This is a genomic window from Protaetiibacter intestinalis (assembly GCF_003627075.1).
Lineage (GTDB): Bacteria > Actinomycetota > Actinomycetes > Actinomycetales > Microbacteriaceae > Homoserinibacter > Homoserinibacter intestinalis.
On the sequence record NZ_CP032630.1, the window covers coordinates 2,422,133 to 2,440,875 of the forward strand.

19 protein-coding genes are annotated in these 18,743 nt (G+C 70.8%); 16 read left to right on the forward strand and 3 right to left on the reverse strand.

Annotation, left to right across the window (positions count from 1 at the left end):
- The first annotated feature begins 17 nt into the window (after nucleotides 1–17).
- From D7I47_RS11495 to D7I47_RS11550, 12 genes are all read left to right on the forward strand, one after another.
- Nucleotides 18–926: a branched-chain amino acid ABC transporter permease gene (locus D7I47_RS11495; protein WP_120763183.1), complete on the forward strand. Its 909-nt coding sequence runs from the start codon at nucleotides 18–20 to the stop codon at nucleotides 924–926.
- A complete protein-coding gene (locus tag D7I47_RS11500) occupies nucleotides 923–2,743 on the forward strand; it encodes a branched-chain amino acid ABC transporter ATP-binding protein/permease (RefSeq protein ID WP_120763184.1) in 1,821 nt (606 codons plus the stop codon). Before D7I47_RS11495 ends, D7I47_RS11500 begins: the two co-directional genes overlap by 4 nt.
- Nucleotides 2,740–3,465 carry an ABC transporter ATP-binding protein gene (locus tag D7I47_RS11505; protein ID WP_120763185.1) on the forward strand — a complete coding sequence of 242 codons (726 nt, stop codon included), beginning with the start codon at nucleotides 2,740–2,742 and terminating at the stop codon, nucleotides 3,463–3,465. Before D7I47_RS11500 ends, D7I47_RS11505 begins: the two co-directional genes overlap by 4 nt.
- A 42-nt stretch (nucleotides 3,466–3,507) precedes the next feature.
- A complete protein-coding gene (locus D7I47_RS11510) occupies nucleotides 3,508–4,314 on the forward strand; it encodes an N-acyl homoserine lactonase family protein (RefSeq protein WP_120763186.1) in 807 nt (268 codons plus the stop codon).
- The gene (locus tag D7I47_RS11515) at nucleotides 4,311–5,165 is read left to right on the forward strand and encodes an SDR family NAD(P)-dependent oxidoreductase (RefSeq protein WP_120763187.1); all 855 of its coding nucleotides are present in this window, start codon (nucleotides 4,311–4,313) and stop codon (nucleotides 5,163–5,165) included. The genes D7I47_RS11510 and D7I47_RS11515 overlap by 4 nt, the downstream gene beginning before the upstream one ends.
- Entirely contained in the window at nucleotides 5,162–6,061 is a 900-nt protein-coding gene (locus D7I47_RS11520) for an NAD(P)-dependent oxidoreductase (RefSeq protein ID WP_120763188.1), read from the forward strand. Before D7I47_RS11515 ends, D7I47_RS11520 begins: the two co-directional genes overlap by 4 nt.
- Nucleotides 6,058–6,471, forward strand: a complete 414-nt coding sequence (locus D7I47_RS11525; RefSeq protein ID WP_120763189.1) for a cupin domain-containing protein — start codon at nucleotides 6,058–6,060, stop codon at nucleotides 6,469–6,471. The genes D7I47_RS11520 and D7I47_RS11525 overlap by 4 nt, the downstream gene beginning before the upstream one ends.
- The gene (pcaC, locus tag D7I47_RS11530; RefSeq protein WP_120763190.1) at nucleotides 6,461–6,853 is read left to right on the forward strand and encodes a 4-carboxymuconolactone decarboxylase; all 393 of its coding nucleotides are present in this window, start codon (nucleotides 6,461–6,463) and stop codon (nucleotides 6,851–6,853) included. The genes D7I47_RS11525 and pcaC overlap by 11 nt, the downstream gene beginning before the upstream one ends.
- Nucleotides 6,850–7,743, forward strand: coding sequence for an NAD(P)-dependent oxidoreductase (locus tag D7I47_RS11535; RefSeq protein ID WP_227000650.1), 894 nt, complete (start codon nucleotides 6,850–6,852; stop codon nucleotides 7,741–7,743). The genes pcaC and D7I47_RS11535 overlap by 4 nt, the downstream gene beginning before the upstream one ends.
- Before the next feature lie 59 nt (nucleotides 7,744–7,802).
- Nucleotides 7,803–8,504: a GntR family transcriptional regulator gene (locus D7I47_RS11540; protein ID WP_120763191.1), complete on the forward strand. Its 702-nt coding sequence runs from the start codon at nucleotides 7,803–7,805 to the stop codon at nucleotides 8,502–8,504.
- Between the two features lie 83 nt (nucleotides 8,505–8,587).
- Complete coding sequence (locus tag D7I47_RS11545) at nucleotides 8,588–9,355, forward strand: carboxymuconolactone decarboxylase family protein (RefSeq protein ID WP_120763192.1); 768 nt, start codon at nucleotides 8,588–8,590, stop codon at nucleotides 9,353–9,355.
- A complete protein-coding gene (locus tag D7I47_RS11550; RefSeq protein ID WP_120763193.1) occupies nucleotides 9,352–10,827 on the forward strand; it encodes an NAD-dependent succinate-semialdehyde dehydrogenase in 1,476 nt (491 codons plus the stop codon). Before D7I47_RS11545 ends, D7I47_RS11550 begins: the two co-directional genes overlap by 4 nt.
- 5 nt (nucleotides 10,828–10,832) lie before the next feature.
- Here the strand turns inward: D7I47_RS11550 and D7I47_RS11555 are convergent, their stop codons facing one another.
- The 3 genes from D7I47_RS11555 to D7I47_RS11565 all read right to left on the reverse strand — a co-directional run bounded on the left by D7I47_RS11555 (nucleotide 10,833) and on the right by D7I47_RS11565 (nucleotide 14,283).
- Nucleotides 10,833–12,200 (reverse strand): NAD(P)/FAD-dependent oxidoreductase, encoded by a 1,368-nt coding sequence (locus D7I47_RS11555; RefSeq protein ID WP_120763194.1) that lies wholly within the window; start codon nucleotides 12,198–12,200, stop codon nucleotides 10,833–10,835.
- Between the two features lie 204 nt (nucleotides 12,201–12,404).
- The gene (locus D7I47_RS11560; RefSeq protein ID WP_405083435.1) at nucleotides 12,405–13,802 is read right to left on the reverse strand and encodes an aspartate aminotransferase family protein; all 1,398 of its coding nucleotides are present in this window, start codon (nucleotides 13,800–13,802) and stop codon (nucleotides 12,405–12,407) included.
- Nucleotides 13,803–13,815: 13 nt separating this feature from the next.
- On the reverse strand, nucleotides 13,816–14,283 hold the full coding sequence (locus D7I47_RS11565; RefSeq protein ID WP_120763196.1) for an Lrp/AsnC family transcriptional regulator: 468 nt from the start codon (nucleotides 14,281–14,283) through the stop codon (nucleotides 13,816–13,818).
- Between the two features lie 114 nt (nucleotides 14,284–14,397).
- On the opposite strand from D7I47_RS11565, the gene D7I47_RS11570 reads away from it, so the two are divergent.
- The 4 genes from D7I47_RS11570 (at nucleotide 14,398) to D7I47_RS11585 (ending at nucleotide 18,743) form a co-directional block, all read left to right on the forward strand.
- A complete protein-coding gene (locus D7I47_RS11570; RefSeq protein WP_120763197.1) occupies nucleotides 14,398–15,834 on the forward strand; it encodes a gamma-aminobutyraldehyde dehydrogenase in 1,437 nt (478 codons plus the stop codon).
- An 82-nt stretch (nucleotides 15,835–15,916) separates the two neighbouring features.
- Nucleotides 15,917–16,462, forward strand: a complete 546-nt coding sequence (locus D7I47_RS11575) for a hypothetical protein (protein ID WP_120763198.1) — start codon at nucleotides 15,917–15,919, stop codon at nucleotides 16,460–16,462.
- A complete protein-coding gene (locus D7I47_RS11580; RefSeq protein WP_120763199.1) occupies nucleotides 16,459–17,295 on the forward strand; it encodes a PP2C family protein-serine/threonine phosphatase in 837 nt (278 codons plus the stop codon). The genes D7I47_RS11575 and D7I47_RS11580 overlap by 4 nt, the downstream gene beginning before the upstream one ends.
- A gap of 2 nt (nucleotides 17,296–17,297) precedes the next feature.
- The gene (locus tag D7I47_RS11585; RefSeq protein WP_120763200.1) at nucleotides 17,298–18,743 is read left to right on the forward strand and encodes a serine/threonine-protein kinase; all 1,446 of its coding nucleotides are present in this window, start codon (nucleotides 17,298–17,300) and stop codon (nucleotides 18,741–18,743) included.

Sequence of the window (18,743 nt, forward strand, 5' to 3'; positions counted from 1 at the left end):
GTTCTCGAAGGTCATCCATGCTCCAGGTACTCCTCTCCGGCCTCGCGGTCGGAACGATCTACGGCCTCGTCGCCATGGCGTTCGCCGTGGTGTTCTACGTGACCAAGGTCATCAACTTCGCCACCGGGCAGTTGCTCATGGTGTCGATCCTCACGACCGTCGGCCTCGTGAAGCTCGGCCTGCCTGACGGCGTCGCGATCGTGCTCGCCCTCCTGCTCTCGGCGCTGCTGGGCGTCGCCACCTACTTCGTCGCGGTGCGTCCCGTGCTGCGGTTCGATCGCTTCAGTTTCGCCTGGCTCGTGTCGACCCTCGGGGTCGCGATCGTCATCCAGTCGGTCTTCGCCCTCATCTTCGGCCCCGCCTCGCAGCCCTTCCCGCGGGGCTGGCACGCCATCCCCATCCGGCTCCCCGGTGCGACCATCACGGTGCAGGAGCTCGTGACCCTCGCGATCGGGCTGCTCGCGATCGTCGGCTGGGCGCTGCTGCGCCGCCACACGCTGCTCGGCAAGCTGGGGATGGCGATCTCGACCGATCCGGAGATCGCCGGCACGGTCGGCGCCAACGTCACCGCCTTCGCCGTCGGCTCCTTCGCGGTCGGCGGCCTCCTGGCGGGGCTCGCCGGCATCCTCGTGGGCCCCATCACCTACGGCAACCCGTACCTGGGTGACACCTACGGCATCTTCGGCTTCATCGCGCTCATGATCGGAGGCGTCCAGCGCCCCGCCGCAGCTCTGGGAGGAGGTCTCGTGCTGGGCGTGCTGTCGATCGCGGCGAACACCTACATCGGCGCGCAGGCATCCGACTGGTTCCCGTTCGTGCTGGTGCTCCTCGTGCTGCTGCTGACCCCGAACGGCGTGTTCGCCTCGGGTTCGGAGCTGCGACGCATCTTCCGCCGTCCCGCGCTCGCGACGGGAGGCCGCGCATGAACGCGCTCCTCACCCGCAATCGCTGGGTCGGCGGCGTGCTCCTCCTGCTCGCCGTGCTGGTGGGCACCTGGGTGGTCGCGAAGGGCAACTTCGGGCTCCAGAGCATCGTCACGGTCGCCGCCGTCTACGTCGTGCTCGCCGTGAGCCTGGACCTCGTCGCCGGATACGTGGGGCTCTACTCCCTCGGCCACGCGGGTCTCTTCGCGATCGGCGCGTACGGCACCACCTTGCTCAGCAGGTACCTCCACCTCGACGTGTTCCTCCTGCTGCCGATCGTGATCGTCGGCGCGGGGATCGTCGGGGCGCTCCTCGGGGCGCTGTCGCTCCGCGTGAGCGGCCTCTACTTCTCCATCACGACCTTCATCTTCACGATCATCGTGTACGTCGTGCTCAGCAACTCGTCCTGGACGATGGGCCTGCAGGGGCTGTCGGGGCCGATCTTCCCGGCGTTCCCGCTCGCCGTGCAGAACGTGCTGGGCCGCTCGGTCGTCTGGGCCGTCGCTGCCGTGCTCATCGTCGCGGTGGTCATCGTGTGGAGCATCCGGGCCTCGGCGTTCTATCCGGTGCTGCTCGCGGTGCGCGACGCCGAACCGTACGCGCGGGCGAACGGTGTGCGCACCGCGCTCGTCAAGGTCGGTGTCTTCGCCCTCTCGGCGGGCCTCGCAGCGATGGCCGGATGGGTGTTCTCGTTCCTCGTCTACCAGTCACCGGGACAGTTCGGCTGGGTGCAGTCGGTCTATCTCCTCGTCATGGTCATCATCGGCGGCATGAACACGAGGTTCGGACCGATCCTCGGTGCGGTGCTCGTGAGCGTCTTCCCGTTCGTCGTGAAGATCGACCCGTTCTGGCAGAACGTCGTCTTCGGCGCGGTCTTCGTCGCGGTCATCGTCTTCTTCCCCCGCGGCATCGTCGGCATCGCCGAGCAGCTCGTGCGCCGCATCCGGGGACGCGGCCAGGCGCGTCGCGGCGTCGAGGAGCGCGAGGCGGCGATCACCGAGGTCGAGGTCGCACCGATCGCCGAGGCCGCGCAGCAGGGGGAGCCGGCCGAAGAGGTCGCTCTCGCCGCCCGCGGCATCCGCTTCGGCTACGTGCCGGGCGTACCCGTGCTGCGCGACGTCGACATGATCGTGCGACGGGGGACCATCCACGGACTCATCGGGCCGAACGGCTCGGGGAAGTCGACGCTCGTCAACCTCATCTCGGGGGAACTGCGCCCGGCATCCGGCTCGATCGAGCTGGGTGGGGTGCGGGTCGAGCGACTCGGGGCGCCCGCCCGTCCCCGGCACGGGCTCATGCGCACCTTCCAGAGCGCGGTGCTCGTGCGCGAGCTGTCGCTGCGGGAGAACACCACCATCGGGCTCTACAGCACGGTGCGCGGGATCGCCGCGCGGTCGGTCATCTGGCCTTTGCTGCCGGGTGCGCGGCGTGACGGACGGGAGCTCCGCGCGCGGGCCTCCACGGCGCTCGCCGCCGTCGGTCTCGACGCGAGCTGGCATCCGATGCCGGTGCGCGACGTGCCGCATGGCGTGGAGCAGCTCACCCAACTCGCGTCCTCGATCGTCTCGGAGCCGAGCGTGCTCGTGCTCGATGAGCCGCTCGCCGGCCTCTCGGGCGCGGAGGTCACGCACGTCGCGCAGATCCTGCGCCGACTGCGCGAACGCGGCGTCACGGTGATCGTCATCGAACACCAGACCCGCTTCATCTTCGACAACTGCGACGACGTGACCGTGCTCGCCGCGGGGGAGCTCGTGACGAGCGGCGCCGCCGCCGAGGTACGGGAGAACGAACGCGTCAGAGAGGTCTACCTGGGGCAATGAGCGAGAACAGCGACACCCTCGTCGTCGAGGGGCTGAGCGGCGGCTACGACCGCTTCGACGTCATCCACGACATCGCCTTCCGTGTCGGACGCGGTGAGGCGGTGGCCCTGCTCGGTCCCAACGGCGCAGGCAAGACCACCATCATGCGCGCCCTCACCGGGCTGCTCGCGCGTCGTCGCGGACGGGTCGAGATCGACGGCGTCGACGTCGGCTCGCTGCCACCGCACCGCATCGCGCGCGGACACGCGGCGATGGTCCCGGAGGGCAGGCGGCTGTTCGTCGGGCAGAGCGTGGAGGACAACCTGCGTCTCGGAGGCCTCCGCCATCGACGCGACCGCGAGCGTACGGAGCAGCTGCTGGAGAGCGTCTTCGAGCTGTTCCCCGTCGTCGAGCGGTACCGCAGGCGGGAGGCGACGGCGCTGTCGGGTGGCGAGCAGCAGATGGTCGCCATCGGCCGCATGATGATGAGCGACCCCTCGCTCATGCTCCTCGACGAGCCCTCGCTCGGCCTCGCGCCGCTCGCGATCGCCGACCTCTCGGCGGCGCTGCGGCGGCTGCGCGAGCGCGACCACTCGATCCTGCTCGTCGAACAGCGCGTCGACCTGGCACTCGAGGTGTGCGATCGGGTCTACGTGGTCTACGGCGGGCGGATCGTCGACGAGGGGCGTGCGGACGACATCGGCGCGGAGGGTCGCGCCCTGATCGATGCGTACCTGGGCTAAACCGATGGACATGACAGACGAGACGACGAGAGGGGAGAGACGATGAGCGACGACACGTACGAGGTCATCATCGTGCGCTACGGCACGCGTGAGACGACCCGCGGCGAGGTGTTCCTCAACTACCCGCTCTATCACGAGCCCGATGGGCCCATCCGGATGGACTACTTCGTCTGGGTGGTGCGCAACGAGGCGCGCACGATCCTCGTGGACACGGGCTTCTCGGCGGCCGGTGGGGCGCGCCGGAACCGCACGACGGTCGTGCCGCCACTCGAGGCGTGGGCACGGCTCGGCATCACCCCCGAGACGGCTCCGGAGATCCTCCTCACGCACGCGCACTACGACCACACGGGTCACGTGGCCGACTTCCCGGCGTCCCGCATCCGGATGGCGCGCGCCGAACTCGAGTTCTGGACGGGGCCGCATGCCCACCGTGCCCAGTTCCACCACTCGGCCGAGGACGAGGAGATCGCGGCGCTCGTCGCCGCCGACGGCGACGGCCGCATCGACCTCTTCGAGGACGAGGTCGACGTCGCCCCCGGCATCCGGATGCTGCGGGTGGGCGGTCACACCCCCGGCCAGTCGGTCGTGATCGTGCAGACCTCCGAGGGACCCGTGCTGCTCGCCTCCGACGCGGTGCACTACCTGGAGGAGTACGAGGCGGACCTGCCGTTCATGTCGGTCGCGAACCTCGTCGACATGTACGCGGGTTTCGACCGCATCCGAGAGCTGCTCGACGACGGGACCGTGAGGCACCTCGTGCCGGGGCACGACCCGGGCACCCTCGACGGTTTCGCCGCCCTCGGCGCCCCGCTCGCGGGCGACGCCGCCGTCATCGGGAGGCGCGCATGAGCGGGCGGTTCGACGGATGCGTGGCCGTCGTCACCGGTGCGGGCAGTGGTCTCGGACGCGCCTCGGCCCGGAGGCTCGGCGCGGAGGGAGCACGCGTCGTGCTCGTCGACGTCGACGAGGATGCCGCGACCCGGGTCGCGGAGACGATCGCGGGCGAGACCCTCGTCGTGCGCGCCGACGTCGCCGAGGAGGCGCAGGTCGAGGACTACCTGCGCCGGGCCGTCGAGCGCTTCGGGCGCATCGACCTGCACCACCTCAACGCCGGCATCTTCGGCGCGTTCATCCCGTTGCCGGAGCTGCCGCTCGCGGAGTTCGAGCGCGTCATGGCGGTCAACGTGCGCGGCCAGTTCCTCGGCCTCCGAGGCGCGTTCCGGCAGTTCTCGACGCAGGGGAGCGCCGGCTCGATCGTGCTCACCGCCTCCATCGCGAGCCTGACCGGAGCCGCCGACCTGCTCGCGTACCACACCTCCAAGCACGCGGTCACGGGTCTCGTGCACGGGGCGGCCGTCTACGGCGGTCCGCTCGGCATCCGCGTCAACGCGGTCGCACCCGGCATCGTGCCGACGGAGCTGTTCGCGAGCGCGGCCGACGACTCGGGAGGCAAGAACGACATGACTCGGCGCGCCTCGACGACCCCGCTGCGGCGGGCGGGCACCCCCGAGGAGATCGCGGGCGTCGTCGCGTTCCTCCTGAGCGAGGACGCCGGGTACGTCACCGGCCAGCTCGTGAGCGCGGACGGCGGCGCGACGATCGTCAACACCGTGCGGCCATCGGGTGGCGCGGGCGCATGGGACACCCGGGCGGTCGACGAGCCGCTCTATCGGAACAGCGGGAACTGGAGCGGAGCATGACCGACATCGGATTCATCGGCCTCGGCAACATGGGCGGACGGATGACGCGCCGCCTCGTCGACGCCGGCACACGTGTGCGGGGGTTCGACCCGCAGCCGGGCGCCGCGGAGGCGGCGGGCGCGGACCCGGCGCCCTCCGCCGCGGAGCTCGCCGCGGGAAGCGACATCGTGTTCCTCTCGCTGCCCGACAGTCACGTCGTCGAGGCGGTCGTGCTCGGCGACGACGGCGTGCTCGCCGCGGCGCGCGCGGGCACCGTCATCGTCGACCTGAGCACCTCGGCACCCGCATCCACGCGCCGACTGCACGACCTGGCCTGGGAACGCCGCGTCGGCTACCTCGACGCGGGGATCTCGGGCGGGGCCGCCGCCGCGGAGGCGGGGACGCTCACCCTCATGGTCGGCGGCGAGCTCGAGGAGCTCGAGAAGGTGCGGGATGCGATGTCGCCCTTCGCGAGCAACGTCTTCCACGTCGGCGGGCCGGGCGCCGGGCACACCACGAAGCTGCTCAACAACTTCCTCAACGCGATCGCCCTGTCGGCGACCGCCGAGGTGATGGTGGCGGCCAAGAAGGCGGGACTCGACCTCGCCACGGTGCTCGACGTCTTCAACAAGAGCTCCGGCGTGAACTTCGCGACCCTGAACCGGTTCCCGAAGATCATCACGGGCGACTACCTCAAGGGCGGGCTCACCAACACGCTCATGATGAAGGACGTCGTGCTCTACACCGAGCTGCTCTCGGAACTCGGCGTCGCGGCGCTCAACGCGCCGGCGCCGCTCGCCGCCTTCGGGCTGGCCCGCCAGCTCGGCTACGCCGACCAGATCAGCAACACCGTCGTCGACGCGATCGGCGACGTCTCCGGCGGCATCCGCCTGCACGACCCCGAGGAGGGCGAATGATCATCCGTCACGCCAACGAGAGCCGCGTCGCGCCCGGTAAGGCATCCAACTTCACGGGCGACGCCGTAGGCGACTCGGTGCTGCCCGCGACCGACGGGGTGATCATCAACACGGTCACCTTCGCCCCGGGCGCCCGCACCCACTGGCACCACCATGAGCACGGGCAGATCCTCCGGGTGGATGCCGGCTACGGGCTCATCTGCACCCACGGTCGATCCCCCGAGCCCATCCGGACGGGCGACTGGATCTGGATCCCCCCGGGCGAGCGGCATTGGCACGGCGCAGCCCCCGACAGCTTCCTCACCCACACCGCGATCTCACTCGGATCGACGGTGTGGTCGGACGAGGTAACCCCCGCCGAATACGAGGCGACACCCAGCGAGAAGAAGGACACCACCGATGACCACTGAGACCACCCACCAGGAGACCTTCGAACGCGGCATGGCCGTGCGGCGTGCGGTGCTGGGCGACGCCCACGTCGAGCGCTCGCTCGCCCAGGTCTCCGAGTTCTCCAAGCCCATCCAGGAGCTCGTGACCGAGTACTGCTGGGGCGAGATCTGGAGCCGCGACGGTCTGCCGCGTGCGACGCGCAGCCTCATCAACATCGCGATGCTGACGGCGCTCAACCGTTCGCACGAGCTGGCCGTCCACGTCCGCGGCGCCCTCAACAACGGGGTCACCGAGCAGGAGATCCAGGAGGTCCTCCTGCAGACCGCGATCTACGTCGGCGTGCCGGCGTCGCTCGAGTCGTTCCGCGTGGCGGAGCGGGTCATCCAGGAGATGCGCCAGTGAGCGATGGGCCCGCGAGCACCGTCCCCGTCGGCTTCGTCGGGCTCGGGAACATGGGTGCGCCCATGTCCCGCCGCCTCGTCGCGGCCGGCCACCGGGTGCGCGGCTTCGATGTCTCCGAGGAAACCCGCAGAGCGCTCGCGGAGGCGGGAGGCGAACCGGCGGGATCGCTCGCCGAGGCGGCCTCCGACGCAGGACTGCTCATCCTCATGCTCCCGGACTCGCGCGTGGTCGAGCAGGTGATCGGCGACGAGGGCCTGCTCGCGGCGCTCGTGCCCGGCTCGATCGTGGTCGACATGAGCTCGTCGGAGCCGGCGGCGACGCGCGCCCTCGCGGCGCGCCTCGACGCCCGGGGGGTGGAGCTCGTCGATGCGCCCGTCTCGGGCGGGGTGAAGGGGGCCGTCGCGGGGAGTCTCACGATCATGGTCGGCGGATCGAACACCGCCGTCGCGCGCGTGCGTCCGGTGCTCGAGGAGCTCGGCACGGTCGTGCACGCGGGTCCCGTGGGGTCGGGGCATGCCATCAAGGCGCTCAACAACCTCCTGTCGGCGACCCATCTGTGGATCACCGCCGAGGCGATGGCGGTGGGGCAGCGCTTCGGTCTCGACCCCGAGGTCATGCTGTCGATCTTCAACAGCTCGAGCGGACGCAGCGGTTCGACCGAGAACAAGTGGCCGAACTTCGTGCTCACGGGACGCTACGACTCCGGATTCGGTCTGCGGCTCATGCTCAAGGACATGCGCATCGCGGTGGGTCTCGCCGATCAGCTCGGTGCACCGAGTGCGCTCGGGGCCGATGCGGTCGAGCTGTGGGCGCGCGCGGCAGAGGGACTCCCGGAACGCGCCGACCACACCGAGGTGGCGAAGTGGGTTCAGGCGAGGGGAGGGGCCTAAGATGACGATCTAGTCACGATGTCGGACAACCTGGCGATCGCACAACTGGAAGCGGAGAGATGGCGCGCGAGAACTCCCTGGCGGAATCCTGGAACGCCCAGCCCATCGGGCGGGTGGCCGCCCCTCTGCGCGAGCAGGTGCTGGCATCGCTGCGCCAGGCGATCCTCGACTTCCACCTCAAGCCCGGTCAGCGACTCGTCGAACGCGAGTTGATGGAGCAGCTCGGCGTCTCCCGTACGACGGTGCGTGAGGCCCTGCGCGAACTCACCTCGGAGGGTCTCGTGACGGTCGTGCCCCAGCGGGGAGCCGTCGTGGCGACGCCCACCCCCGACGACGCGCTCGACCTCTACGAGGTGCGCGCCGCGCTGGAGTCGCTCGTCGTGCAACGCTTCATCGAACGCGCGAGCGACGAGCAGGTGCGGCGACTCGAGCAGGCCGTACAGGGGTTCGCCGATGCGTCGATCCGCACCGCCGACATCCGGCAGATCCTCGCGGCCAAGGACAAGTTCTACGTCGTGCTCATCGAGGGGGCGAACAGCACCGCGCTGCAGCAGCTGCTCGAGGGCATCCAGGCCCGCGTGCAGGTGCTGCGCGCGACGTCGCTCTCGGAGGAGGGGCGCACCTTCGCCGCGGTCCGGGAGCTGCAGGGGATCGTCGACGCCATCAAGGAGCGCGATGCCGAGCTCGCCGCGCGCCGCACCACCGAGCACATCCGGGCGGCGTCCGTGACCGCCCTGCACCACATCCGCTCCGGCGACTGAGGTCGCCGCCGCGGACCACCCACCCACGCCGTCGGCGGAGGGGCGTGCCCGCACGCCGTCGACCAGACACGAGGAGCCGAGCGATGACGCTCACCCCGAAACAGCAGGAGATCAAGGACCGGTACATCGCCGCGCGCGGCAGTTGGGGAGCGCCGTGGGACACCGTGCTCGCCGTCGACCCGGACTTCGTCGCCGCCTACCTGGACATGTATCAGGTGCCCTGGACGAAGAACGAGCTGAGCGACAAGTTCAAGGAGCTCTGCTATCTCGCCTGGAACGCCGCGGCGACGCACCTTCACGAGCCGGGGATCCGCGCCCACATGCGGCGGGCGATCGAGTTCGGCGCGACGCCCGCCGAGATCGTCGAGGTGCTCGAGCTCGCCGCGACCCTCGGCATCCACACCATGAACATCGGCGTCCCCCTGCTCGTCGAGGTGCTCGAGGAGCGCGGGCGCACGGGACCCGCGCCGCTCGATGCGCGGCGGGAGGAGCTCAAGGCCGAGTTCACGCGGGTGCGTGGCTACTGGCACGACTTCTGGAACGAGATGCTCGAACTCGACCCCGAGATGTTCGGCGCCTACACCGAGTTCTCGTCGGTCCCGTGGCGTACGGGAGCGCTCACGCCCGCCGAGAAGGAGCTCATCTACATCTCCTACGACATCGCGGCGACGCACCTCTACGTGCCCGGGACGAAGCTCCACATCCGCAACGCGCTCAACCACGGTGCGACGGTGGGGCAGATCCTCGAGGTCATGGAGATCTCGAGCGTGCTGGGCATCCACGCCGTGACCGTCGGCGTGCCGATCATGGTCGAGGAGCTCTCGGCCGCCGGGAAGGAGGTTCCCCGGTGAGCCTCGCTGCCGCGGAGGCGGCGGCGGTCGCCGCCGTGCCGACGACCCTGCTCATCGACGGATGGCGCGAGGCGGAGGGCGGCGCGACCTTCGCGGTCGACGACCCGTCGACGGGCGAGACGATCGCGCACGTCGCCGACGGCTCGGTCGCGGATGCCGAGCTCGCCCTCGCGACGGCCGCCGACGCCCAGAACCGCTGGGGCCGTACCCCACCGCGCGAGCGTGCCGACATCCTCCGCCGCTGCTACGAGCTCATGCTCGAGCGCAGCGACGAGCTCGCGCTCGTCATGACGCTCGAGATGGGCAAGCCGCTCGCCGAGTCGCACGCCGAGGTCGCCTACGCGGCGGACTACCTCCGATGGTTCTCGGAGGAGGCGGTGCGAATCAACGGCCGCTGGAGCGTCGCACCCGACGGGGCGTCGCGCATCTGGACGATGCGGAAGCCGGTCGGGCCGGCGCTGCTCGTGACGCCCTGGAACTTCCCGCTCGCGATGGGCACCCGCAAGCTCGGCCCGGCGCTCGCCGCCGGTTGCACGGCGATCGTCAAGCCCGCCAAGCAGACCCCGCTGTCCATGCTCGCGCTCGGTGCGCTGCTGCTCGAGGCGGGGCTTCCGGCAGACGTCGTCTCGATCGTCACGACGCGCGACTCGCGCAGCGTGGTGGCTCGGTTGATGGGGGACGCTCGCCTGCGCAAGCTCTCCTTCACGGGATCCACCGAGGTCGGGCGCGAGCTCGTGCGGCAGTCCGCCGAGCGGATGCTGCGTCTCTCCCTCGAACTCGGCGGCAACGGGCCCTTCATCGTCTTCGACGACGCCGACCTCGATGTCGCCGTGGAGGCCGCGATGCGTGCGAAGCTGCGCAACAACGGCGAGGCGTGCACGGCGGCCAATCGGATCTTCGTCCAGGAGGGTGTGCGCGCGCAGTTCGTGGACCGCCTCGTGGAGGCGTTCGCGGGCGTACGGATCGGCCGCGGCACCGAGCCCGGGGTGGGCATCGGCCCCCTCATCGACACGGCGGCGGTGGCGAAGGTCGAGGAGCTCGTCGGCGCCGCGACCTCGGCGGGCGCGGTCGTGCGCTTCCGAGGCGAGATCCCGCGAGGGGCCGGAAGCTACTACCCGCACACCGTCGTCGACGCGGTTCCCCACGACTCGCGGCTCGTGACGGAGGAGATCTTCGGCCCGGTCGCCCCGGTCGTCGGCTTCTCGGACGAGGATGAGGTCCTCAGCTGGGCGAACTCCTCCGAATACGGTCTCGCCTCCTATGTCTTCACGCGCGACCTGGACCGGGCGGTCCGGGTGGCGGAGCGCCTCGAGACCGGCATGATCGGGCTCAACCGCGGGGTGCTCTCCAACGTCGCGGCGCCCTTCGGCGGCTGGAAGTCGAGCGGGTACGGACGCGAGGGCGGCTCCGAGGGCATCGAGGAGTATCTGGAGACGAGCTACATCGCGCTCGACGCGGGCCGACTCGGCTGACGCGGTCAGTGACCGGTGAGGGGGCCGAGCACGCGGGCGGCGAGGGAGGCGCGCCCGGTGACACGCTCCTCCACGTCGGCGGCCGTCATCCCGAGGAGCCCGGCGTTCGCGCCGAGGAAGCGCAGCGGCTCGGGCTCCCAGTCGGGGGAGCGGTGGCCGACCCAGGGCAGCCGGCTCAACTCGCGGTCGGCGCCGGTGAGCAGCTCGGCGAGCGTGCGGCCGGCGAGGTTCGTGGTCGACAGGCCGTCGCCGACGTAGCCGCCCGCCCACGCGATGCGCGTCGCCGGGTCGTAGCGCACCGCGGCGTGCCAGTCGCGCGGCACGCCGAGCGGCCCGCCCCAGCGGTGGGTGACCTCCGCATCCCCGATCGCCGGGAACAGCTCGCCGAGCGTGCGCCGCAGGTGCTCGAACACCCGCTCGACCCGGTCGTACCCGCCGCGGATGGCGCTGCCCCAGTGGTAGCGGGCCCCGCGACCGCCGAAGGCGAAGCGGTCGTCGGCCGTGCGCTGCCCGTAGATGATGAGGTTGCGGTAGTCGCTGAAGGTGCGCCCGTGGGGGATGCCGAGCTCGTCCCAGAGGGCGGCAGGCAGCGGCTCGGTGGCGATCATGAGCGAGTAGAGCGGCAGGATGCGCCGGTGGGTCTGCGCGAGCGTCGCGCCGTAGCCCTCGAGCGCGATGACGACGCGGTCGGCGGTCACCACGCCGCGGTAGGTCTCGACCCGTCCGGGATCCACGCGCGTGACGGTCGTGCCCTCGGCGATCCGCACCCCGCGCGCCTCGAGCGCCCGGGCGAGCCCGCGCACGAGCTTGCCCGGATGCAGCCGCGCGCAGTTCGGGTCGAAGACGCCGCCCCGGGCGCCCGCGGCGTGCGCCCGATCGGCATCCCACCACTCGAGCGGGTCGACCCCGTACCCGGCCGCCTCGTCGACCTCCGCGCGGGCGGCGCGCTCCTGCACCTCGGAGCGCGCGTAGACGAGCGTGCCGCCCCGCACGTAGTCGCAGTCGATGCCCGCCTCCGCCGCGGCCCGACCGACCTCGCCGACCGTGTCGATCATCGCCCGGCGCATCGCGAGGGCGGCATCGCGCCCGTGCGTCTTCGCGAGGGACGCCGTCCCGCGCGGGAACAGCGCCGAGCACCATCCGCCGTTGCGACCGGAGGCGCCGAAGCCCGCGATCTCCTTCTCGAGCACGAGGATGCGGGCGCCCGGCTCCCGCTCGAGCAGGTACCAGGCCGTCCACAGACCCGTCAGGCCGCCGCCGACGATCGCGACGTCGGCCTCCGCGTCCCCGTCGAGTCCCGGACGCTTCTCGAGCGGGTCGCCCGCCGCGGCGACCGAGTCGTGCCAGTAGGACAGCTCCCGGTACTCGTTCATCCCCGTGCGCCCCTCAGCTGCGCCCCGAGGGATCCCATTTCAAGGACTCGGGCGACCGGTCTCGAGGACGCATCCAGCGCATCCGGGCTCATCAGCCGACACCAGCCCCAGCTGTCACATCGACTCCTTGAAATGGGATGCCCGAGTCCTTGAGATGGGATGGTGACGGAACCGGGATGGTGACGGGAGCGGGCTGGGCGGCGGTCAGAGGCGGGACCAGGCCTCGGTGAGCACCGAGCGGAGGATCCCCTCGATCTCGTCGAACTCGGCGGGCCCGATCGTGAGGGGGGGAGCCAGCTGCACGACGGGGTCGCCGCGGTCGTCGGCGCGGCAGTAGAGGCCCGCGTCGAACAGGGCCTTCGAGAGGAAGCCGCGCAGCAGGCGCTCCGACTCGTCGTCGTCGAAGGTCTCGCGGGTCGTCTTGTCCTTCACGAGCTCGATGCCGAAGAAGTAGCCGTCGCCGCGCACGTCGCCGACGATCGGCAGGTCGAGCAGCTTCTCGAGCGTCGCGCGGAAGACGGGCGAGTTCTGCTTGACCCGCTCGACGAGCCCCTCCTCCTCGAAGATCGCGAGGTTCTCGAGGGCGACCGCGCTCGAGACCGGGTGACCTCCGAAGGTGTAGCCGTGGTAGAACGCCGTCGTGCCGTGGCGGAACGGCTCATAGAGCCGGTCGCTCACGATGCACGCGCCGATGGGGGAGTACCCGCTCGTCATGCCCTTCGCGCACGTGATCATGTCGGGGCGGATGTCGTACGTCGTCGACGCGAACATGTCGCCGATGCGGCCGAAGCCCGTGATGACCTCGTCGGCCACGAGCAGCACGTCGTACTTGTCGCAGATCTCGCGCACCCGCTGGAAGTAGCCGGGGGGCGGCGGGAAGCATCCGCCGGAGTTCTGCACGGGCTCGAGGAAGACGGCCGCGACCGTCTCGGGGCCCTCGAACACGATCATCTCCTCGATGCGGTTCGCCGCCCACTGCCCGAAGCCCTCGATGCTCTGGCCCTCGTAGCCCATCTCGGCGGCGCGGTAGAAGTTGGTGTTCGGCACCCGGAAGCCGCCCGGCGTGACGGGCTCGAACATCTCCTTCATCGCCGGGATGCCGGTGATGGCGAGCGCGCCCTGCGGGGTGCCGTGGTACGCGACGTAGCGCGAGATGACCTTGTGCTTGGTGGGACGCCCCTGCAGCTTCCAGTAGTACTTGGCGAGCTTGAAGGCCGTCTCGACGGCCTCGCCGCCGCCCGTGGTGAAGAACACCCGGTCGAGGTCGCCGGGCGCGTGGTCGGCGAGCCGGTCGGCGAGCTCGATCGCGGCGGGGTGCGCGTACGACCACAGCGGGAAGAAGGCGAGCTCCTCCGCCTGCTTGGCCGCGACCTCCGCGAGCCGGCGCCTGCCGTGTCCGGCGTTCACGACGAACAGGCCGGAGAGCCCGTCGAAGTACTTCTTCCCCCGCGAGTCCCAGATGTGGTGGCCGTCGCCCTTCACGATGATGGGGGCCCCGTGCTCCTCGAGCACCGACTGGCGTGCGAAGTGCATCCAGAGGTGGTCCTTGGCCTTGCGCTGCAGCTCCTCGTCGGTCTGCGCGCTCAGGGCGTTCTCGGTCATGGTCATGGTGCGATCACCTGGTTCCCCAGTTGTAGAGCTGCTTCTGCAGCTTCAGATAGACGAAGGTCTCGGTCGCCTGCACGCCCTCGATGGAGCGGATGCGGCGGTTCAGCAGCTCGATGAGGTCGTCGTCGTTCTCGCACACCACCTCGGCGAGCAGGTCGAAGCTGCCCGCGGTGAGCACGACGTAGTCGACGGCCGGGATCTCGGCGAGGCGCTCGGCCACGACCGTGCTGTCGCCCGTCACCCGGATGCCGACCATCGCCTGCCGGTAGAAGCCGAGCTGCATGGGGTCGGTCACCGCGACAACCTGCATGACACCGGACTCGGTGAGCTTCTGGACGCGCTGCCGGACAGCCGCCTCGGAGAGCCCGACGGCCTTGCCGATCTCGGCGTAGGAGCGGCGGCCGTCCTCCTGCAACTGCTCGATGATGGCCTTCGACACATCGTCGAGGGCGATCGGGCGACTGCGGGCGGCCATGCGCTCGATTCTCTCATCCCGGCAGGGTCCTGACAAACGAATCCGCAATCCTCGGGTGCCCGAGCGACGAAATCAGAAGTTCCGGGGGCCGGGGCGAGCGATTAGGGTGAGGGCATGGCCGAACGGATCCTGCGCAACTTCATCAACGGCGAGTACGTCGAGGCACGCGGCGACGAGAGCTTCGCCGTGATCGACCCCGCGACCGAGCAGAGCTACGCCGACTCGCCCGTCTCCGGGAAGGCGGACGTGGATGCCGCGTTCTCCGCCGCGGCCGCCGCCTTCGAGAGCTGGGGCGAGACCACGCCGGCCGAGCGTCAGCTCGCGCTGTTCCGCATCGCGGACCGTCTCGAGGAGCGGGCCGAGGAGTTCGCCGATCTCGAGTCGCAGGACACCGGCAAGCCGCGCGCCACCCTCGTCGACGACGAGATCATGCTCTCGGTCGACCAGATCCGCTTCTTCGCGGGCGCGGCGCGCACCCTCGAGGGTCGCGCGACCGCCGAGTACATGAAGGACCACACGAGTTCCATCCGCCGCGAGCCGATCGGCGTGATCGGGCAGGTCACGCCGTGGAACTACCCGCTCAACATGGCGGTCTGGAAGATCGCGCCCGCCATCGCGGCCGGCAACACGACCGTGCTCAAGCCCTCCGACACGACCCCGCAGTCCACCCTGCTGCTCGCCGAGATCGCGGCCGAGTTCCTCCCGCCGGGGGTGCTCAACGTGCTCACGGGCGACCGGACCACGGGCGCGGCGATGATCGAGCACCCGACGCCGCAGATGGTGTCGATCACGGGATCCGTGCGGGCGGGTATGGAGGTCGCGCGCGCCGCGGCATCCGACCTCAAGCGCGTGCACCTCGAGCTCGGCGGCAAGGCGCCCGTCATCGTGTTCCCGGATGCCGACATGGCCAAGGCCGCCGAGGGCATCGCGATCGCCGGCTACTTCAACGCCGGTCAGGACTGCACGGCGGCCACCCGCGTGCTCGTGCACCGCGACGCCCACGACGACTTCCTCGCGGCGCTCGCCGCCTACGTGAAGGACAACGTCACGACGGGTGCGCCGTCGGATCCCGACACCTTCTTCGGCCCGGTCAACAACGCGAACCAGCTCGAGCGGGTGATGGGCATGATCGGCGCGCTGCCCTCGCACGCGGAGATCGTGACGGGCGGGGAGCGCAAGGCGGGCTCCGGCTACTTCATCGAGCCGACCATCGTCGACGCGCTCCGCCAGGACGACGACGCCATCCAGAACGAGATCTTCGGGCCCGTCATCACGGTGCAGACGTTCTCGGACGAGGCGGAGGCCCTCGCCTGGGCGAACGGCGTGCAGTACGGGCTCTCCTCGAGCGTGTGGACGAGCGACCACGGTCGCGCCATGCGCTTCGCGAAGCACCTGGACTTCGGCTGCGTGTGGATCAACACCCACATCCCGCTCGTCGCGGAGATGCCGCACGGGGGCTTCAAGCATTCCGGCTATGGTAAGGATCTCTCGATGTACGGTTTCGAGGACTACACGCGCATCAAGCACGTGATGTCGTTCATCGGGGAGTGACTTTCCGCCCCACCATCTCTGGGGATACGGGCGTCTGCACGGCGCACGGGACAATGGAGTACGAGGGAGGGGTGGATCGCGCGTGCACGAAGACGACGACGACACGGTTCCGCAGGCCGTCGTGGCCGGGCTCGCGCGCGCGCGCGACGCGGTCGACGAGGTCGACAACGCCCTCGGCGACACGGTCGTGCGCGGCCGGGGCTCCCGCAAGCGCCGTCCCGCCGCACCCGTGGTCGTCGACCTGCCGCCCGTGCCGCAGGCGCTGCGCCCGCACTACCGTTTCCGCGTCGGATCGGGGGAGACCTGGGAGCTGGACCGTCCGGCCCGGATCGGACGCCGCCCGAGCGCACCCCGGGTACCGAGCGAGCTCGAGCCGCGGCTGGTCGCCGTGGAGAGCCCGAACGGCGGCATCTCCTCGACCCACCTCGAGTTGCGCGAGCAGGGCTCGGCGGTGGTCGCGACCGATCTGCGCACCCTCAACGGCAGCGAGATCCGGGTGCCCGGCTCGCCCGTGCAGGTGCTGCAACGGGGTGCGTCGATCGTCGTCACACCCGGTAGCAGCATCGACCTGGGCGAGGGAGTGATCATCGAGATCCTCACCCCCGGCAGGCCGGGGGTGGCCCGATGACCCGCCACGGGGCCGACGCCGCCCGGCACAGCTTCGACATCCCGGGGCGTCCCGACGAGCAGGTGACGCTCGCCTGGGCGGCCGCGACCGACGTGGGCCACCGTCGACACGCGAACGAGGACAGCCTCATCGTGGAGCCGCCCGTGTTCGCGGTCGCGGACGGGATGGGCGGGCACGCCGCGGGCGACCTCGCGAGCGCCGCCGTCGTCGACCGGCTCTCGGCACTCTCCGGGCGCGGCGACGTCGACGTCTCCGTCGTCGGCGACGCCCTCTCGCTCGCCGCGCACGACATCGACGACATCGCGGAGCACCTGCCGCTCGGCGCGGGCACGACCGTCACGGGTGCCGTGCTCGACCTCGGCGGCGACGAGCCGCAGTTCGTCGTGTTCAACGTCGGCGACAGCCGCGTCTACAGCTTCGTCGGCAACGAGCTGACCCAGGTGACGCACGACCACTCGGTCGTGCAGGAGCTCATCGACGCCGGCGTGCTGTCGCCGACGGATGCCGAGGGGCACCCCGAGTCGAACGTCGTCACGCGTGCGCTCGGCTTCCGCGAGGAGCCGCGCCCCGACTACTGGATGCTGCCCATCCGCACCGGGATGCGGCTGCTGCTGTGCTCGGACGGGCTCACCAAGGAGCTGACCCCCGCGCGCATCCACCTGCACCTCGCCGCCCGGCTGTCGGCCGCGGAGACCGCGGGGGCGCTCGTCGACGCCGCACTCGCGGCGGGCGGGCGCGACAACGTGACCGTCGTCGTGGTCGACGTGCTCGACGCCCCCGAACGTTCAGAATCGCCTGCCTACACTGAAGGCTCGGCCGGGGCGAGGGGGTAGGCATGGCGCGTCGACTGCCGTCCCAGCCGCCGGTGCTGCCGGGGTTCTCCTACGTGCACGTCCTCGGCTCGGGCGGTTTCGCCGACGTTTTCCTGTTCGAGCAGAACATGCCCCGACGCCAGGTGGCGGTCAAGGTCATGCTGAGCGAGGTCGTCAACGACCAGGTGCGGCAGATGTTCCAGGCCGAGGCGAACCTGATGGCGCAGCTGAGCGCGCACCCCTCGATCCTCACGGTCTACCAGGCGAGCGTCTCGAGCGACGGGCGCCCGTTCCTCGTCATGGAGCTGTGCTCGGCATCCCTCAGCGAGCGCTACCGCCGCGAACCGCTGCCCGTCCCGGAGGTGCTGAGGATCGGCATCAAGATCGGTTCGGCGATCGAGACGGCGCACCGCGCCGGGGTGCTGCACCGCGACATCAAGCCGTCCAACATCCTCCTGACCGCCTACGGGCACCCCGTGCTCTCCGACTTCGGCATCGCGTCGACGCTCACCGGCCAGAAGGACCAGGATTCGGTGGGCCTGTCGATCCCGTGGTCGGCGCCCGAGGTGCTGCTCGACGAGACGCCCGGAACGATCGCCTCGGAGGTGTGGTCGCTCGCCGCGACCGTGTACTCGCTGCTCGCCGGCCGCTCGCCCTTCGAGATCCCGGGCGGCGCCAACACCTCGAGCGACCTCATGGGCCGCATCGCCCGCGCGAAGCCCCAGCCGATCGGCCGACCGGACGTGCCGTCGAGCCTCGAGGAGGTGCTCCGCCGCGCCATGTCGCGCCGCCCCGAGCAGCGCCCGGCGAGCGCGCTCGAGCTCGTGCGCGAGCTGCAGCTGGTCGAGACCGAGCTCGGGATGCCGCAGACGGCCGCCGAGATCGCCATGGACGACTGGGCGCTCGGCACGGTGGCGGACGAGGAGGAGCGCACCCGCCTGCGTCCCGTCGCCACCGGCTCGAGCCCCTCGCAGCCGAACCGTCGGCGTCGGCGTCGGCCGGTCGAGAGCACGCCCTACGCCCCGGTCGGCACGGTGCGCGAACGCAGCGGGCCCGAGGGCCCGCATTCGAAGAGCCGCACGAGCGACGCGGGTCCCGGGTTCCGGCGCCTCGCGTGGGCGCTCGCGGGTGCCGCCGTGCTCGTCGCGGGGCTCGGTGCGATCGCGCTCGTCGTCCTGCTGCGGACGGTCGGGGGCGGCATCCCGGTGGTCTCCGACATCGAGGCGGAGCTCGACTCGGGCGGGCGTGTCGAGTTCAGCTGGCCCGACCCCGGGATCGACGACGGCGACCTGTACCAGGTGACGGTGACCGACGAGGGGGTCCCCTCCGCGCCGACCGTGCAGGAGGCGCCGCGGTTCGTCGTCGACGCCGACCCGGGTGACACGGTGTGCGTGACCGTGACGGTGAACCGGAACGGCACCTCGGGCGCCCCGAGCGCCGAGAAGTGCGTGGACGCGGCCGAGGGCTGA

Coding starts and splice junctions, on each gene's coding strand:
- D7I47_RS11495 (WP_120763183.1), top strand. CDS start 18: ATGCTCCAGGTACTCCTCTCCGGCCTCGCGGTCGGAACGATCTACGGC.
- D7I47_RS11500 (WP_120763184.1), top strand. CDS start 923: ATGAACGCGCTCCTCACCCGCAATCGCTGGGTCGGCGGCGTGCTCCTC.
- D7I47_RS11505 (WP_120763185.1), top strand. CDS start 2,740: ATGAGCGAGAACAGCGACACCCTCGTCGTCGAGGGGCTGAGCGGCGGC.
- D7I47_RS11510 (WP_120763186.1), top strand. CDS start 3,508: ATGAGCGACGACACGTACGAGGTCATCATCGTGCGCTACGGCACGCGT.
- D7I47_RS11515 (WP_120763187.1), top strand. CDS start 4,311: ATGAGCGGGCGGTTCGACGGATGCGTGGCCGTCGTCACCGGTGCGGGC.
- D7I47_RS11520 (WP_120763188.1), top strand. CDS start 5,162: ATGACCGACATCGGATTCATCGGCCTCGGCAACATGGGCGGACGGATG.
- D7I47_RS11525 (WP_120763189.1), top strand. CDS start 6,058: ATGATCATCCGTCACGCCAACGAGAGCCGCGTCGCGCCCGGTAAGGCA.
- pcaC (WP_120763190.1), top strand. CDS start 6,461: ATGACCACTGAGACCACCCACCAGGAGACCTTCGAACGCGGCATGGCC.
- D7I47_RS11540 (WP_120763191.1), top strand. CDS start 7,803: ATGGCGCGCGAGAACTCCCTGGCGGAATCCTGGAACGCCCAGCCCATC.
- D7I47_RS11545 (WP_120763192.1), top strand. CDS start 8,588: ATGACGCTCACCCCGAAACAGCAGGAGATCAAGGACCGGTACATCGCC.
- D7I47_RS11555 (WP_120763194.1), bottom strand. CDS start 12,200: ATGAACGAGTACCGGGAGCTGTCCTACTGGCACGACTCGGTCGCCGCG.
- D7I47_RS11560 (WP_405083435.1), bottom strand. CDS start 13,802: ATGACCGAGAACGCCCTGAGCGCGCAGACCGACGAGGAGCTGCAGCGC.
- D7I47_RS11565 (WP_120763196.1), bottom strand. CDS start 14,283: ATGGCCGCCCGCAGTCGCCCGATCGCCCTCGACGATGTGTCGAAGGCC.
- D7I47_RS11570 (WP_120763197.1), top strand. CDS start 14,398: ATGGCCGAACGGATCCTGCGCAACTTCATCAACGGCGAGTACGTCGAG.
- D7I47_RS11580 (WP_120763199.1), top strand. CDS start 16,459: ATGACCCGCCACGGGGCCGACGCCGCCCGGCACAGCTTCGACATCCCG.
- D7I47_RS11585 (WP_120763200.1), top strand. CDS start 17,298: ATGGCGCGTCGACTGCCGTCCCAGCCGCCGGTGCTGCCGGGGTTCTCC.